Annotated in this window: 9 protein-coding genes; 7 read left to right on the forward strand and 2 right to left on the reverse strand. The window is 64.9% G+C overall.

Annotated elements, in window-relative coordinates; translation table 11 throughout:
* Positions 1-4: 4 nt before the first annotated feature.
* Positions 5-1,585 carry a bifunctional phosphoribosylaminoimidazolecarboxamide formyltransferase/IMP cyclohydrolase gene (purH, locus tag AC07NT_RS00610; protein ID WP_498598364.1) on the forward strand — a complete coding sequence of 527 codons (1,581 nt, stop codon included), beginning with the start codon at positions 5-7 and terminating at the stop codon, positions 1,583-1,585.
* Positions 1,586-1,654: 69 nt separating this feature from the next.
* Here purH and hemL read toward each other — a convergent pair whose 3' ends face one another.
* Together hemL and thiD are read right to left on the reverse strand one after the other, a co-directional pair.
* Entirely contained in the window at positions 1,655-2,965 is a 1,311-nt protein-coding gene (gene hemL / locus AC07NT_RS00615; RefSeq protein WP_498598363.1) for a glutamate-1-semialdehyde 2,1-aminomutase, read from the reverse strand.
* Entirely contained in the window at positions 2,949-3,869 is a 921-nt protein-coding gene (gene thiD, locus AC07NT_RS00620) for a bifunctional hydroxymethylpyrimidine kinase/phosphomethylpyrimidine kinase (RefSeq protein ID WP_498598362.1), read from the reverse strand. Before thiD ends, hemL begins: the two co-directional genes overlap by 17 nt.
* A 135-nt stretch (positions 3,870-4,004) precedes the next feature.
* On the opposite strand from thiD, the gene AC07NT_RS00625 reads away from it, so the two are divergent.
* From AC07NT_RS00625 to AC07NT_RS00650, 6 genes are all read left to right on the forward strand, one after another.
* The gene (locus AC07NT_RS00625; protein WP_047193774.1) at positions 4,005-4,157 is read left to right on the forward strand and encodes a rubredoxin; all 153 of its coding nucleotides are present in this window, start codon (positions 4,005-4,007) and stop codon (positions 4,155-4,157) included.
* Positions 4,158-4,220: 63 nt separating this feature from the next.
* A complete protein-coding gene (locus AC07NT_RS00630) occupies positions 4,221-4,619 on the forward strand; it encodes a response regulator (RefSeq protein WP_174250896.1) in 399 nt (132 codons plus the stop codon).
* Positions 4,619-4,984, forward strand: a complete 366-nt coding sequence (locus AC07NT_RS00635; RefSeq protein WP_057674732.1) for a response regulator — start codon at positions 4,619-4,621, stop codon at positions 4,982-4,984. Before AC07NT_RS00630 ends, AC07NT_RS00635 begins: the two co-directional genes overlap by 1 nt.
* 10 nt (positions 4,985-4,994) lie before the next feature.
* The gene (locus tag AC07NT_RS00640) at positions 4,995-5,522 is read left to right on the forward strand and encodes a chemotaxis protein CheW (RefSeq protein WP_498598361.1); all 528 of its coding nucleotides are present in this window, start codon (positions 4,995-4,997) and stop codon (positions 5,520-5,522) included.
* 21 nt (positions 5,523-5,543) lie between these two features.
* The gene (locus AC07NT_RS00645; protein ID WP_498598360.1) at positions 5,544-7,796 is read left to right on the forward strand and encodes a methyl-accepting chemotaxis protein; all 2,253 of its coding nucleotides are present in this window, start codon (positions 5,544-5,546) and stop codon (positions 7,794-7,796) included.
* A 39-nt stretch (positions 7,797-7,835) separates the two neighbouring features.
* Complete coding sequence (locus AC07NT_RS00650; protein WP_498598359.1) at positions 7,836-13,736, forward strand: hybrid sensor histidine kinase/response regulator; 5,901 nt, start codon at positions 7,836-7,838, stop codon at positions 13,734-13,736.
* Positions 13,737-13,754: the final 18 nt, after the last annotated feature.

Here is a 13,754-nt window from a genome sequence, read left to right on the forward strand (position 1 = left end):
AAGCATGAACGCACTCCTTTCCGTTTCCGACAAGACCGGCATCGTCGAGTTCGCCCAGGCTCTGCATGCACTGGGCGTCAAGCTCATCTCCACCGGCGGCACCGCCAAGCTGCTGGCTGATGCCAAGCTGCCCGTGACCGAGGTGGCTGAACTCACGGCCTTTCCGGAGATGCTGGACGGCCGGGTCAAGACCCTGCATCCCAAGGTGCATGGCGGCCTGCTGGCGCGTCGTGACGTGCCCGAGCACATGGCCGCGCTCACGGCACACCAGATCGACACCATCGACCTGCTAGTGGTCAACCTTTATCCTTTTGAAGCCACGGTGGCCAAGCCTGGCTGCACGCTGGAGGACGCGATCGAGAACATCGACATCGGTGGCCCGGCCATGGTGCGCAGCGCGGCCAAGAACTGGAAGGACGTGGGAGTGCTGACCGATGCCTCGCAGTACCCGGCTGTACTGGCCGAGCTCAAAGCGAACGGCAAGCTGTCGGACAAGCTGCGCTTTGCCCTGTCGGTTGCGGCCTTCAACCGCATCGCCAACTACGACGCGGCCATCAGCAACTACCTGTCAGCCATCAACGAGGATGGCACGCACGCGGCCTTCTCGGGCCAGTCCAACAGCAACTTCGTCAAGCTGCAGGACCTGCGTTATGGGGAGAATCCGCACCAGTCTGCGGCCTTCTACCGTGATCTCTACCCGGCGCCCGGTTCCCTGGTCTCGGCCAAACAGCTGCAGGGCAAGGAGCTGAGCTACAACAACATCGCCGATGGCGACGCGGCCTGGGAGTGTGTCAAGAGCTTCGATGTACCGGCCTGTGTCATCGTCAAGCACGCCAACCCCTGCGGTGTTGCCGTGGGCAAGGATGCGCTGGAGGCTTACAGCAAGGCCTTCCAGACCGACCCGACCTCGGCGTTCGGCGGCATCATCGCCTTCAACCGCACGGTGGACTTGGCGGCTGCACAGGCTGTGAGCAAACAGTTTGTCGAAGTGCTGATGGCGCCCGCCTACACGTCCGAGGCGCTGGCGCTGTTCAAGGCCAAGGCCAATGTGCGGGTGCTCGAGATTTCCCTGGACGGCGTCAAGCGCGACGGCAAGACCGCCTGGGAGCGTGGCCAGAACTCGCACGACGTCAAGCGCGTGGGTTCGGGCCTGCTGATCCAGACGGCTGACAACCACGAGCTGCAGCGCAGTGACCTCAAGGTCGTGACCATGAAAGCCCCGACCGCTCAGGAGCTCGAAGACCTGCTCTTCGCCTGGAAGGTGGCCAAGTTCGTCAAGAGCAATGCCATCGTCTTCTGCAAGGATGGCATGACCATGGGCGTGGGTGCCGGCCAGATGAGCCGCCTGGACTCGGCGCGCATCGCCAGCATCAAGGCACAGCACGCCAATCTGTCGTTGCAGGGCACGGTGGTGGCCAGCGACGCCTTCTTCCCCTTCCGTGACGGCCTGGACGTGGTGGTGGACGCCGGCGCGACCTGCGTGATCCAGCCCGGTGGTTCCATGCGCGATCAGGAGGTCATAGACGCCGCGAACGAGCGTGGTGTGGCCATGGTGTTCTCCGGCGTGCGGCATTTCCGCCATTGAAAGGCAGGGGCCTCATGAAAAAAAGCGGCCCGAGGGCCGCTTTTTTTCATGAGGGCTGGCAAAGACGATTTATTTCGCCAGCAGTTTGAACACCTCGCGCGCAGCGGCCACGGTGGTGCCGATGTCGTCCTCGCTGTGCGCTGCGCTGACGAAGCCGGCTTCGTACAGCGCCGGGGCGATGTAGACGCCGCGGTCCAGCAGGCCATGGAAGAGGGTGTTGAAACGCGGGCTGTCGGTTTTCATGACCGTGGCGTAGTTCTGCGGCAGCTCGGGCAGCAGGAAGAAGCCGAACATGCCGCCTTGGCAGTCGGCACTGAAGGGCACGCCTTCAGCCGCGGCGGCGGCCTTGAGCCCCTCGACCAGCGAGCGTGTCTTGCGTGACAAGTCATCGAAAAAGCCAGGCTTGCTGATCTCACGTAGCGTAGCCAGACCACAGGCCGTGGCCACCGGGTTGCCCGAGAGCGTGCCGGCCTGGTAGACCGGGCCCAGCGGGGCCATCTGTTCCATGAGGGCGCGCGGCCCACCGAAGGCCGCCAGCGGCATGCCGCCGCCGATGACCTTGCCCAGTACCGTGATGTCCGGCTTGAAACCGGGGATGGCCTGGGCGTAAACGCTCTGCGCGCTGCCCAGAGCCACACGAAAACCCGTCATGACCTCGTCGAACACCAGCAGGGCACCGTACTGCGTGCAGAGCTCGCGGCAGCGCTGCATGAAGGGCGCGGAGGCGCGCACGAAGTTCATGTTGCCGGCGATGGGCTCGATCATCAGGCAGGCGAGCTCCTTGCCGTGCAGGGCAAAGGCTTCTTCGAGCTGCTGCACATTGTTGTACTCGAGTACCAGGGTGTGTTGCACCACCTCGGCTGGTACCCCTGCGCTGGTGGGGTTGCCAAAGGTGGCCAGGCCCGAGCCGGCCTTGACCAGCAGGGCGTCGGCATGGCCGTGGTAGCAGCCCTCGAACTTGATGATCTTGCTGCGGCCGGTGGCGCCGCGCGCCAGGCGGATCGCGCTCATGCCGGCCTCGGTACCCGAGCTGACCAGGCGCACCATCTCCATGGACGGCACAAATTTCAGGATGGCCTCGGCCAGTTCGATCTCGCGCTCGGTTGGGGCGCCGAAGGAGAAGCCCTCCAGCACGGCTTTCTGCACCGCCTCGACCACGGCCGGGTGACCATGGCCAAGGATCATGGGGCCCCAGGAGCCGATGTAGTCGATGTAGCGACGGTTGTTGGCGTCCCAGAAGTAGGGGCCTTCAGCGCGCTGGACAAAACGGGGGGTGCCGCCCACAGCGCGGAAGGCGCGTACGGGCGAGTTCACGCCGCCAGGGATGACGCGCTTGGCGCGTTCGAACAGGGTCTCGTTGCGGTCAGTGCTGGGTGTCATGGGGGGGCAGATCCAGTTGGGAGGCCGGGCCCTGCAGCCCGTCGTCGGTGTCATCGCCATCGTCGAGGTCGGCCTGGGCCCAGAACAGGCGGTCAGGGATCACGTTGCCCATGCCGGGACGGAAGCCGCCGTCCAGGCAATGGTCCAGGTAACCCAGGGCCTCGGCGAAGGCTTCTGTCAGGTCGCAGCCGCTGGCAATCAAGGCGGCCAAGGTGGCTGTCAGGGTATCGCCGGCACCGGAGAAGACGGCTTCAAAGCGTTCGAACTTTTCGCTGGCCAGCACCGTCTGCGGGGAGGCCAGTACGTTGTCGATGTGCTGCTCAGGGGCTGGGATGCCGGTGACCAGGGTGTAGGGCACGCCATATTCGCCCGCGGCACGGGCGATGTCGCGTGCGGTCGGGCTGCGCTCGCCGTCCCAGTCGGGCAATAGCCAGCGCCACAGGGTGCTGTGGTTTCCGACCAACACTGTGGTCTGAGGCAAAACCAGCTCCTGAAAGGCGTCCAGGTAGAGGTCGATCTGTACTTCGCTCCACCAGGACAGGTTGGGCATGTAGGCGATCAGCGGGATGTCCGGGTAGTCGGTAGCGATCTCGGCAATGGCGCTGAGGTTCTCGGGCGTGCCAGCAAACCCGACCTTGATCGCCAGCACGCTGACGTCCTCGAGCAGGCCGCGCGCCTGCTCGGTCACGACCTCTTCGTCGAAGGGGAAATGATCGAAAGTTTCCGCTGTGTCGCGAGCATAGGCGCCGGTGATGACGGGTAGCGCATGGGCGCCGGCCGAGGCGATGGCGGACACGTCACCCGACAGGCCGCCGGCACCGCTGGGGTCGTTGGCATTGAACACCAGCACGCAGGGCGGCTGGCCCAAATCGTGCGCGTTTTCCTCGGGGACTGGGGTTTGCATGGGCTGGCCTGTGATGGTCATCAGGCAGAATACGGCAAGTCGTTGCGCGAAAGCCGTTGGAGAGCGGTTTTCACTTTGTACAATGTTGCATTCTATTCGAAGGTCCCGTAAGCTGTGAGTGATAAGAAAACCTGGATGTGTCTGATTTGTGGCTGGATCTATGATGAGGCGGCCGGTGATCCGGAGCATGGCATAGCGCCGGGTACTGCCTGGGCCGATGTGCCCATGAACTGGACCTGTCCTGAGTGCGGTGCGCGCAAGGAAGATTTCGAAATGGTCCAGATCTGAGGCTGTGTCTGGAAGAGGGTGACCGTCATCGCTTCAGTCAGCCGTAATCAGGAGTAGCGTTCAGTGAGCACGCAAGAATCGCCCCTCAAGGTCCTCGTGATCGATGACAGTAACACCATCCGCCGTAGCGCCGAGATTTTTCTCAAGCAGGGTGGTCATGAAGTGATGCTGGCCGAAGATGGCTTCGATGCGCTGGCCAAGGTCAACGACTACCAGCCCAACCTGATTTTTTGCGACATCCTGATGCCGCGCCTCGACGGCTACCAGACCTGCGCCATCATCAAGCGCAACGCCAAGTTCACCTCGGTGCCGGTGGTCATGCTGTCGTCCAAGGACGGGGTGTTCGACAAGGCGCGTGGCCGTATGGTCGGGGCGCAGGACTACCTGACCAAGCCGTTTACCAAAGACCAACTGTTGCAGGCCGTACAGCAGTTTGGCATAGTCTCGCAAGGAGTGAATTGATGCCGATACGCAAAGTTTTGATCGTTGACGATTCCAAGACGGAATTGATGTTTCTGACGGATTTGCTCCAGAAAAACGGCATGGCCGTGAAGACTGCCGAGGATGCCGACGATGCCTTCCGCCGCCTCGCCGAAGACAAGCCCGACCTGATCCTGATGGACGTGGTCATGCCCGGGCAGAACGGCTTCCAGCTCACGCGCGCCATCAACCGCACGCCTGAGTACGCCGAGATCCCGATCATCATCTGCACCAGCAAGAACCTGGAAACCGACCGCGTCTGGGGCATGCGCCAGGGCGCGCGCGACTATGTGACCAAGCCGGTGGACGAGGCCGAATTGCTGGGCAAGATCAAGGCACTGGGCTGATCCACGACCCATGGCCAATCGCGAAGCTCTCAGGGACCTGCAGTCAAGACTTGCTAGCCGATTGCAAGCGGCCAAGGCCGAAGGCCTCTCCATTTCGTGGCTGGCGGTGCGTGCGGGGGGGCAGGACTATCTGCTGCCTCTGGCCCAGTCGGGCGAGATTTTTCCGCTGCCTGCGGTGCAGGCGGTGCCCTATTCGCAGTCCTGGTTCCTGGGGGTCGTCAACTTGCGTGGCGGCTTGTATGGCGTGGTCGATCTGGCGGCTTTCATCGCCGGCAAGGTGCCGGCGCGGTCCGAGCAGTATTGGACCGAGGCCAGCGTCGTCACGCTCAATGCCGCCCTGGAGATCAACTGCTCCCTGCTGATCGATTCTCTGGCGGGTTTGCGCCATGTCGGGGCCTTCTCGGGGTCCGAGCCGCCGCCGGAAGGCGCCCCCCCCTATTTTGGCAATCGCTATGTCGATGCCGATGGCAGTCGCTGGCAGGAAATCAATCTGCAGCAGCTGTCGCAAATGGCCGAGTTTCTGAGCATCAGTGCCTAAGTCAATTTCTAAGGTTGCACCATGTCCGTCCTCAACAAACTGACCCATCTCTTCGCCAAAAAGACACCTGACTCGGAGCAGAGTGTCGGCCTGAGCCTGGCCATGCCGGACGACCTGTCTGGCCTGCAGCCGCAACGTGGGGCAGCTCCCGGGAAGGCGGACACCCAGCTGCAGGATCTTCCCGCGCCAACCCCGGTGGACCAGGAGGACTTGGTCAGTGTGCCGCTGCTGGGCAGGCGTCCGATTGCCGAGCAGCAGCGCCTGTTGTGGTGGCTGCTGGGCCTGGCCCTGGTGGTGCTGGGGGCCATCGCCTTCGTGGCGCTGACGGCGGCGGACCGTGTGGCGCAGCAGCTGAACGCGACGGGTCAGTCCCTGATGCAGTCGCAGCGTCTGGCCAAGTCGGTGTCCCAGGCGCTGGTGGGTGTGCCCCAGGCCTTCGCCGAAGTGAAGGAAAGTTCGAGCTATCTGGTTCGTTCCGTCAAAGGCTTGCGTGATAGCGATTTCAATATGCGTCTGGAGCCCATCGACGCCGATCTGCTGCCCCAGCTCGAGAAAATCTTCCCGCTGATGGAGCGTGCCGAGAAGAGTGCCGCGGCCATCGTGGCGCAGGAGAAGATCCTCACCCAGGTGGGCGCCGCTCTGCGGACCATCAATCGCCAGTCCTCTGACTTGCTGGAAATTGCCGAGACGGTGTCGTCTCTCAAGCTGCAGCAGAACGCCAGCGCCGCGGAAATTTCCGCGGCCGGCCAGCTGGTGATGCTGACCCAGCGTATCGGCAAATCCTCCAACGAGTTCCTGACCGCCGAAGGTGTGAGCCCGGAAGCTGTGTTCCTGCTGGGCAAGGATCTGAACTCCTTCAAGGAAATCGCCCAGGGTCTGCTCGATGGCAGCCCCGAATTGCGTCTGAATGCGTCCAAGGATGCTCAGACGCGTGAACAGATCGAAGCCCTGATCAAGCTGTATGAGCAGACACGTACACAGGCCGGTGCCATTCTGGGCAATCTGCAGGGTCTGGTCTCGGCACGTAGCGCGCAGATCACCGTCATCAACGACAGCGAGCCCCTGCGCCGCGACCTGGAGGCCCTGCAGGCCGACCTCGCCACGCGCACCGGCCTGAGCACCACCTCACTGCTGTCCCTGATTGCCGCCGCCGTCTTTGCCCTGATCTGCGCGGCCGGCCTGGCCCGTGTGCAGCTGATGGACAGCCGCCGTCGCCAGGTGATGGCCGAAGCGCAGCGGCTGGAAGCCGAGCGCCAGGAGCAGGAAGCCAAGCGCGTCAACGACGCCAACCAGGCCGCCATTCTGCGACTGATGAACGAGCTGCAGACGGTGGCCGAAGGTGACCTGACCCAGGAAGCCACGGTGACCGAGGACATCACCGGCGCCATCGCCGACTCGGTGAACTACACGGTGGAAGAACTGCGATTGCTGGTGGGCAACGTGCAGAACACGGCGGCCCAGGTGGCACAGACGACGGCCGAGGTGGACCAGACGTCCACCGAACTGCTGGCGGCCTCCAACGAACAACTGCACGAAATTCGCGAAACGGGCCGATCTGTTGTGGACATGTCGACCCGTATCAACCAGGTGTCGCATCAGGCGCAGGAATCGGCTGCGGTGGCGCGCCAGTCCCTGCAGGCTGCAGAGTCCGGCCTCAAGGCCGTGCAGGACGCCATCGGCGGTATGAACTCCATCCGTGACCAGATTCAGGACACTTCCAAGCGGATCAAGCGCCTGGGTGAATCCTCGCAGGAGATCGGTGAAATTACCGAGCTGATCTCGGACATTACCGAACAGACCAACGTGCTGGCCCTGAACGCCGCCATCCAGGCGGCCTCTGCCGGTGAAGCCGGCCGCGGCTTCTCGGTGGTGGCCGAAGAAGTGCAGCGTCTCGCTGAACGTTCTGCCGACGCTACGCGCCAGATCTCGGCGCTGGTGAAGGCGATTCAGACCGACACCCAGGATGCCGTCGCCGCTATGGAGCGCTCCACGCAGGGTGTGGTCGAAGGGGCCCGACTCTCCGACAACGCCGGTACCGCGCTGACCGAAATTGACCGCGTGTCGCGCCGACTGGCCGAACTGATTGAGCAGATCTCGGATTCGACCTCCAAGGAAGCGGCGATGGCCAGTGTGGTGGCTGACAACATCCAGCACATCTTCGCTGTGACCGAGCAGACCGGCGAAGGTACCCGCGCCACGGCGGCCCAGGTGCGCGAACTGTCGCGCATGGCCGAAGAGCTGCGCCAGTCGGTCGCGCGATTCAAGATTTCCTGATTTCCTCAGGCGCCGGTCACCCGCAGGAGCCAAGTATCCATGCAAGCCCTCGCAGCCACTAGCGGCGATAACGATCAGCCCGTCAATGACCTAGGCCCTCTGGCCTGGGTGCTGGAGGAGCTGCGCAAGTCGCTCGACGGCGCGGCCAAGGCCATTCGCCGTTTCGTGCGCGACGCCGAACTGGCCCGCGGCTCCGATCTGGAGTCGCTTGATGCCAGCCAGCTGCGCATCGCCCGCCAGCAGTTGCACCAGGCTGTCGGTGCCCTGGAGATGGTGGGCCTGCCCGAGCCGGCCAAAGTATTGCGCGGCATGGAGGCGCTGGCGCAGAAATTCGTCGAGCGTCCCGAGTCCTGCAGCGAGGACGCGGCCACCAAGGTTGAGCGCGCAAGCTTTGCGCTGATCGAATACCTCGAGAGCGTGCTGCGTGGCAAGGCGGCTTCGGCTGTGGCCCTGTTCCCGCAGTACCGCGACATCCTGGAGCTGGTCGGCGAAGAACGTGTCCATCCGGCGGAACTCTGGGCCCATGCCTGGCGCTGGATCGACGCCGATACCCCGGCGCCGGCCCAGCCCCTGGCCTACGATGCGGGGGTCCGCTCCCAACTGGATACGGCCGTGCTCAAGGTGGTCAAGACCGGCAGCGTGTCTTCGTCCCAGGCCCTGCGCGACATCTGTCTGGGCCTGGCGGCTGGCCAGAAGACGCTGGAAGCACGCTCCTTCTGGAAGATCTGTGCCGCTTACTTCGAGGCCATGGCGCTCAAGCTGTGCCCTTCCGATGTTTACGTGAAGCGCGCCGCCTCGCGCGTGCTGATGCAGTACACGAGCCTGGCCAAGGGGTCGGCCGAGGTGTCGGACCGTCTTGCGCAGGACCTGCTGTTCTTCTGCGCTCAGGCCGCCCCGGCGGACGCGCAAGCCGCACCGGTATTGAATGCCGTCAGGCTCGCCTACGGCCTGACCCAGGCCAAACCCGTCAACTACGATACGCCGCAGTACGGCCGTTTTGATCCGGCCGTGCTGGTGCAGGCGCGCAAGCGCATTGCCACGGCCACCGAAACCTGGTCGGCCCTCTCCGGTGGTGATACCAACCGTCTCAAAGTGGTGTCCGAGCAGTTCACCCTGGTGGGTGAGTCCTTGCTCAAGCTGCATCCCGAAAACCGCGAACTGGCGCGTGCCCTGCTCAAGGCGGTGGACGGCACGGTGCGCTCGGGCGAGCCGCCCAGCACACCGGTGGCGATGGAAGTGGCCACCTCCATCCTCTACCTTGACGCGGCCTACGAGGACATGGACCCGACCGAGTCGAGCATGAGCGAGCGCAGCGACCGGCTGGCGCGTCGCCTGGACCATGTGGTCGCAGGCGGACAGCCCGAGGCGCTCGAACCCTGGATGGAGGAGCTGTACCGACGCGTCAGTGACCGCCAGACCATGGGCAGCGTGGTTGAGGAATTGCGCAGCAGTCTGACCGAGATCGAGAAATCGCTCGACACCTTCTTCCGCAACCCGAAGGACAAGGCGCCGCTCAACGACGTGCCCAACCAGCTTGCGCAGATGCGCGGTGTGTTCTCGGTGCTGGGCCTGGATCAGGCGTCGCTGGCCACCGTGCGCATGCGCGATACCGTCGAGAAGTTCCTGGTCGACAACATCGACGAGGAGGCCGCGCGCACCGGTGCGTTCGAGAAATTCGGCAACAGCCTGGGAGCCCTGGGTTTCCTGATCGACATGCTGAGTTACCAGCGTGCCCTGGCCAAGAAATTGTTTGTTTACGACGAGGATTTGGGCGAGTTCAAGCCTCTCATGGGCCGTGAGCGCGAGGTGGCGGCGGTGGCGCCCGAGGCGCTGGCTGCACCGGTACCTGCTGCTGTCCCTGCCCCGGTAGCCCGGCCTGTGGCCCAGGCTGCACCGGCGCCGGCAGCTCCTGCTGCCGCCGAAACCGCCGAAGATGATGGTGCTGAATTGCGCGACATCTTCCTCGACGAGGCGCGCGAAGTGGTGCACAACGGGCAGGACGCGGTCCTGGCCTTGCTGGGTGATCCGGCCGACCTGTCGCAACAGACCACGCTGCGCCGCGCTTTCCATACGCTCAAGGGCAGTTCGCGCATGGTCGGCTTCACCGAGTTCGGCGAAGCGGCCTGGGCCATGGAGCAGATGATGAATGGTTGGCTGGCGGAGCAAAAGCCCGCCCGTCCCGAACTGCTGCAGCTTTCCAATACCGCCTTGCAAGGTCTGGGGCAATGGGTAGAAGACATCGCCACGGGCAATGATGCCGGCTGGAGCGCCACGCCGTTCCGCCAGTCGGCCGATGCCATGCGCACGGATGGCAAGTTCGTCGCACTGGACCTGCCGCGCCTGGCTGCGCCCGCGCCACTGGCCGCGCCCATCCCGGCCCCGGCTGAGGTCCCTGAGTTGCCCTCGCTGGTCGAGGAGCCGCCCCCGATCGATTTCGAATCGACGCAGATGTTCGATTTCGAGTTGACGGACGCCAAGGCTCCGGGCAAGGCCGCCCGGCAAGCCGCGGTCGACCTGCAGTCGCCGCTGGGCGAGATCGGCGACATCGATTTCGGCAGCCTGTCCGGCGTGCCCCCGGCCACCCAGGTGCCGGCATCTGTGCCACCGGTCGACAAGAGTGGCGGTTTGTCCATCGACTGGGCCCCCACCAGCCTGGCAGGCCCGGAAGATCTGCCTCCGCCCAAAAAGAGCGCGAGCCCGGACTGGGCGCCTAACCGGCCGGCCGAGCCGGCCGAATTGCCGGCCTTCGAACTGCCGGAGCTGCAGAACAACTGGGCCGATACCACCTCCGGTTCCATGCACGATGACCTGCCGGCTGCGCCGGTACCGGCGGCCGGCATCGACGACTTCGAACTCGATCTGCCGGCCTCCACCCCGGCCGACACGGCCGATGAGCAGGTCAAGGTCATCGGCACGCTGCGCATCGGCATTCCCCTGTACAACGTCTTCCTCAATGAGGCTGACGAGTGGTCGCGCCGCCTGCTGACCGAACTCAACGAATGGTCGCTCGAGCTGCACAACCCGGTGCCTGACAGCGCCATTGCGCTGGCCCACTCCCTGGGCGGCAGTTCGGCCACGGTCGGCTTCTCTGCGCTTTCCGAAATCGCCCGTGCGCTGGAACAGGCCATGCAGCACGTGCAGTTGCACGGCCAGGGCCTGGCTGAACATGCCCAGGTCTTTGTGGCAGCGGCTGACGACATCCGACACCTGCTGCATCAGTTTGCGGCCGGTTTCCTGAAGTCACCCGAGCCCGGCCTGGTCGACGCATTGCGCGAGATCCTGGGCACCGAGTTTGCCCAGCTGGATGCTCTGGAACCGAACAGTGACCCGGCCGCCCTGACGGTCACCGAGTCGCCCGAGTTGGACCTCGGTGACTTCGATTTCGATTTCTCTTCACCCACGCCGGCACCGGCGGTCGCCGCGCCCGCGCCGGTCGCCAAGCCCGCGGCCGTCGTACCGCCGCCAGCCCCTGCGCCTGCCGCGCCGACGGCACCTCTGCCCGGTGCCGCCAAGATCGTGGCCGTGGCGGATGACAGCGACGAGGAGATCGACGCCGTTGACGTGATCGACCCTGACCTGTTCCCGATCTTCGAGGAAGAGGCTGCCGAACTCATGCCCCAGATGGCGGCTGCGCTGCGCCAGTGGTCCAGCCAGCCCGACGACGGTGGGCCGCGTCTGGACGTGCTGCGTGTTCTGCACACGCTCAAGGGCAGCGCCCGTCTGGCTGGTGCCATGCGCCTGGGCGAACTGGCGCACCGCATGGAGTCGGCCATCGAGCAGATGGGCAGCGAGTTCATCCAGACCGCGCAGATCGACCCGATGCTTGCGCGCTACGACCGTATCCAGGAAGTTTTTGACGAGCTGTGCCGCGGCCCCCAGGAAGAGGTGCCTGTGGCCGCTGCCCCGGCGCCCGTGGTCCGCGCTGCTCCCGCAGCCGCGGATGTGCCCAAGGCGGCCCCACAGCCCGTTGCTGCCGAGCAGCGCCCGGCGACGGCTGCCCGTCCGGTGATGCCGTCGGCGGTGCCTGTCAGGGTGCCCACGGCCGCTGCGGCCACACGATCCTCCTCGGGTCAGACCGTGCGGGTGCGTTCGCAGTTGCTCGATCGCCTGGTCAACCAGGCTGGCGAGGTGATGATCACCCGCAGCCGACTCGATGCACGCCTGGGCCAGCTCAATGGCTCGCTCGACGAACTGACCGCCAATCTGGACCGTCTGCGCACCCATCTGCGCGACGTCGAACTGCAGGCCGAATCGCAGATGCAGTCGCGTCTGGCCCAGGCCAAGGACACGGCGCAGGGCTTTGATCCGCTGGAGTTCGACCGTTTCACACGCGTCCAGGAGCTCACCCGCATGATGGCCGAGTCGGTCAACGACGTGGCCACCGTGCAGCGCAACCTGCAGCAGACCATCACCGGAACCGAAGACGACCTGATAGCCCAGGGTCGCCAGACGCGCGAGCTGCAGCGTGACCTGCTGCGCACGCGCATGATGGAATTCGAGGGCATCTCCGAACGCCTGTACGGCGTGGTGCGCCAGGCCACCAAGGACTCGGGCAAGCAGGTCAAGCTCGACATCACCGGTGGCACCATGGAAATCGACCGTGGCGTGCTCGACCGCATGACCCCGGCCTTTGAGCACATGCTGCGCAACTCCATCGCGCACGGTATCGAAACGGCCCAGCAGCGCGAAGCTGCTGGCAAACCGGCCGCCGGCACCATCACCATCAGTCTGCACCAGGAAGGCAATGACGTCTCGGTCGCCTTCAGCGACGACGGCGCCGGCCTCAACCTGCCGCGCATCCGCGAAAAGGCGCAATCCCAGGGCCTGGTGGCTCCGGGGCAGCAGCTCAGCGACGCCGAGGCAGCGAACATGATCTTCATGCCTGGCTTTTCCACCGCAACCAGCGTGACCGAACTGGCCGGGCGCGGTATCGGCATGGATGTGGTGCGTTCCGAAGTGCAGGCCCTGGGCGGCCGCATTGAGACCGCCACCACGGCCGGCGCGGGCACCAGCTTCAAGCTGGTGTTGCCCCTGACCACCGCGGTGACCCAGGTGATCATGCTGCGCATGGGTGAGCTCAGCGTGGGCGTGCCGGCCAACCTGGTCGAAATCGTGCGCCGCCTCAGCCATGCCGACCTGGAGCAGGCCTACGCCAGCGGCAGCATCGATTTCGGCGGCGAGCGGGTTCCCTTCTTCTGGTCCGGCGCGCTCTTGCAGGCCTCTGCCCGCAGCTTCGAGCATGCGGGCAAGACCCAGCCGGTGGTGGTGCTGCGCAGCGCCGGCCAGCGCCTGGCCATCCACGTCGACGAAGTGCTGGGCAACCAGGAAGTCGTGGTGAAGAATCTGGGGCCGCAACTGTCGCGCCTGCCGGGCCTGGCCGGCATGTCGGTGCTGGCCTCGGGTGCCGTGGTGCTGATTTACAACCCGGTCGCGCTGGCCACTGTGTTCGGCGAGAAGGCCTACGAGCTCCAGCAGGCCACCACGCTGGCGGCCCAGACCCCGGGCGAGATGCGCCTGCAGGCGGCTGCTGCACAGACCGCGGCGCCGAGTGCGGGGGGCGAATTGCCCCTGGTGCTGGTGGTGGACGACTCCATCACCGTGCGTCGTGTCACGCAGCGCCTGCTGCGTCGCGAAGGCTACCGCGTGGCCATGGCAGCCGATGGGCTGCAGGCGCTCGAACGCCTGGCCGAGGAACGCCCGGCTGTGGTGCTGTCCGACATCGAAATGCCGCGTATGGACGGCTTCGACCTCGCGCGCAACATCCGCGCCGATGCCAAGCTGCGTGATCTGCCCATCATCATGATCACCTCGCGCATTGCCGAAAAGCATCGCGAGCATGCCAAGGAACTGGGTGTGAACCACTACCTGGGCAAGCCTTACGGCGAAGACGAACTGCTGGCGCTGGTGAAACACTACTGCACCCAGGCCGTTCCGGCCTGAGTCCTAGCCGCCCTGCAG

This window comes from Hylemonella sp. GW821-FHT10B10 (genome assembly GCF_059415585.1).

Bases quoted from the DNA above. Each gene is read 5' to 3' on its own strand.
- AC07NT_RS00625 (WP_047193774.1), top strand. From the start codon at position 4,005: ATGTGTCTGATTTGTGGCTGGATCTATGATGAGGCGGCCGGTGATCCG.
- AC07NT_RS00635 (WP_057674732.1), top strand. From the start codon at position 4,619: ATGCCGATACGCAAAGTTTTGATCGTTGACGATTCCAAGACGGAATTG.
- AC07NT_RS00640 (WP_498598361.1), top strand. From the start codon at position 4,995: ATGGCCAATCGCGAAGCTCTCAGGGACCTGCAGTCAAGACTTGCTAGC.
- AC07NT_RS00645 (WP_498598360.1), top strand. From the start codon at position 5,544: ATGTCCGTCCTCAACAAACTGACCCATCTCTTCGCCAAAAAGACACCT.
- purH (WP_498598364.1), top strand. From the start codon at position 5: ATGAACGCACTCCTTTCCGTTTCCGACAAGACCGGCATCGTCGAGTTC.
- AC07NT_RS00650 (WP_498598359.1), top strand. From the start codon at position 7,836: ATGCAAGCCCTCGCAGCCACTAGCGGCGATAACGATCAGCCCGTCAAT.
- thiD (WP_498598362.1), bottom strand. From the start codon at position 3,869: ATGCAAACCCCAGTCCCCGAGGAAAACGCGCACGATTTGGGCCAGCCG.
- hemL (WP_498598363.1), bottom strand. From the start codon at position 2,965: ATGACACCCAGCACTGACCGCAACGAGACCCTGTTCGAACGCGCCAAG.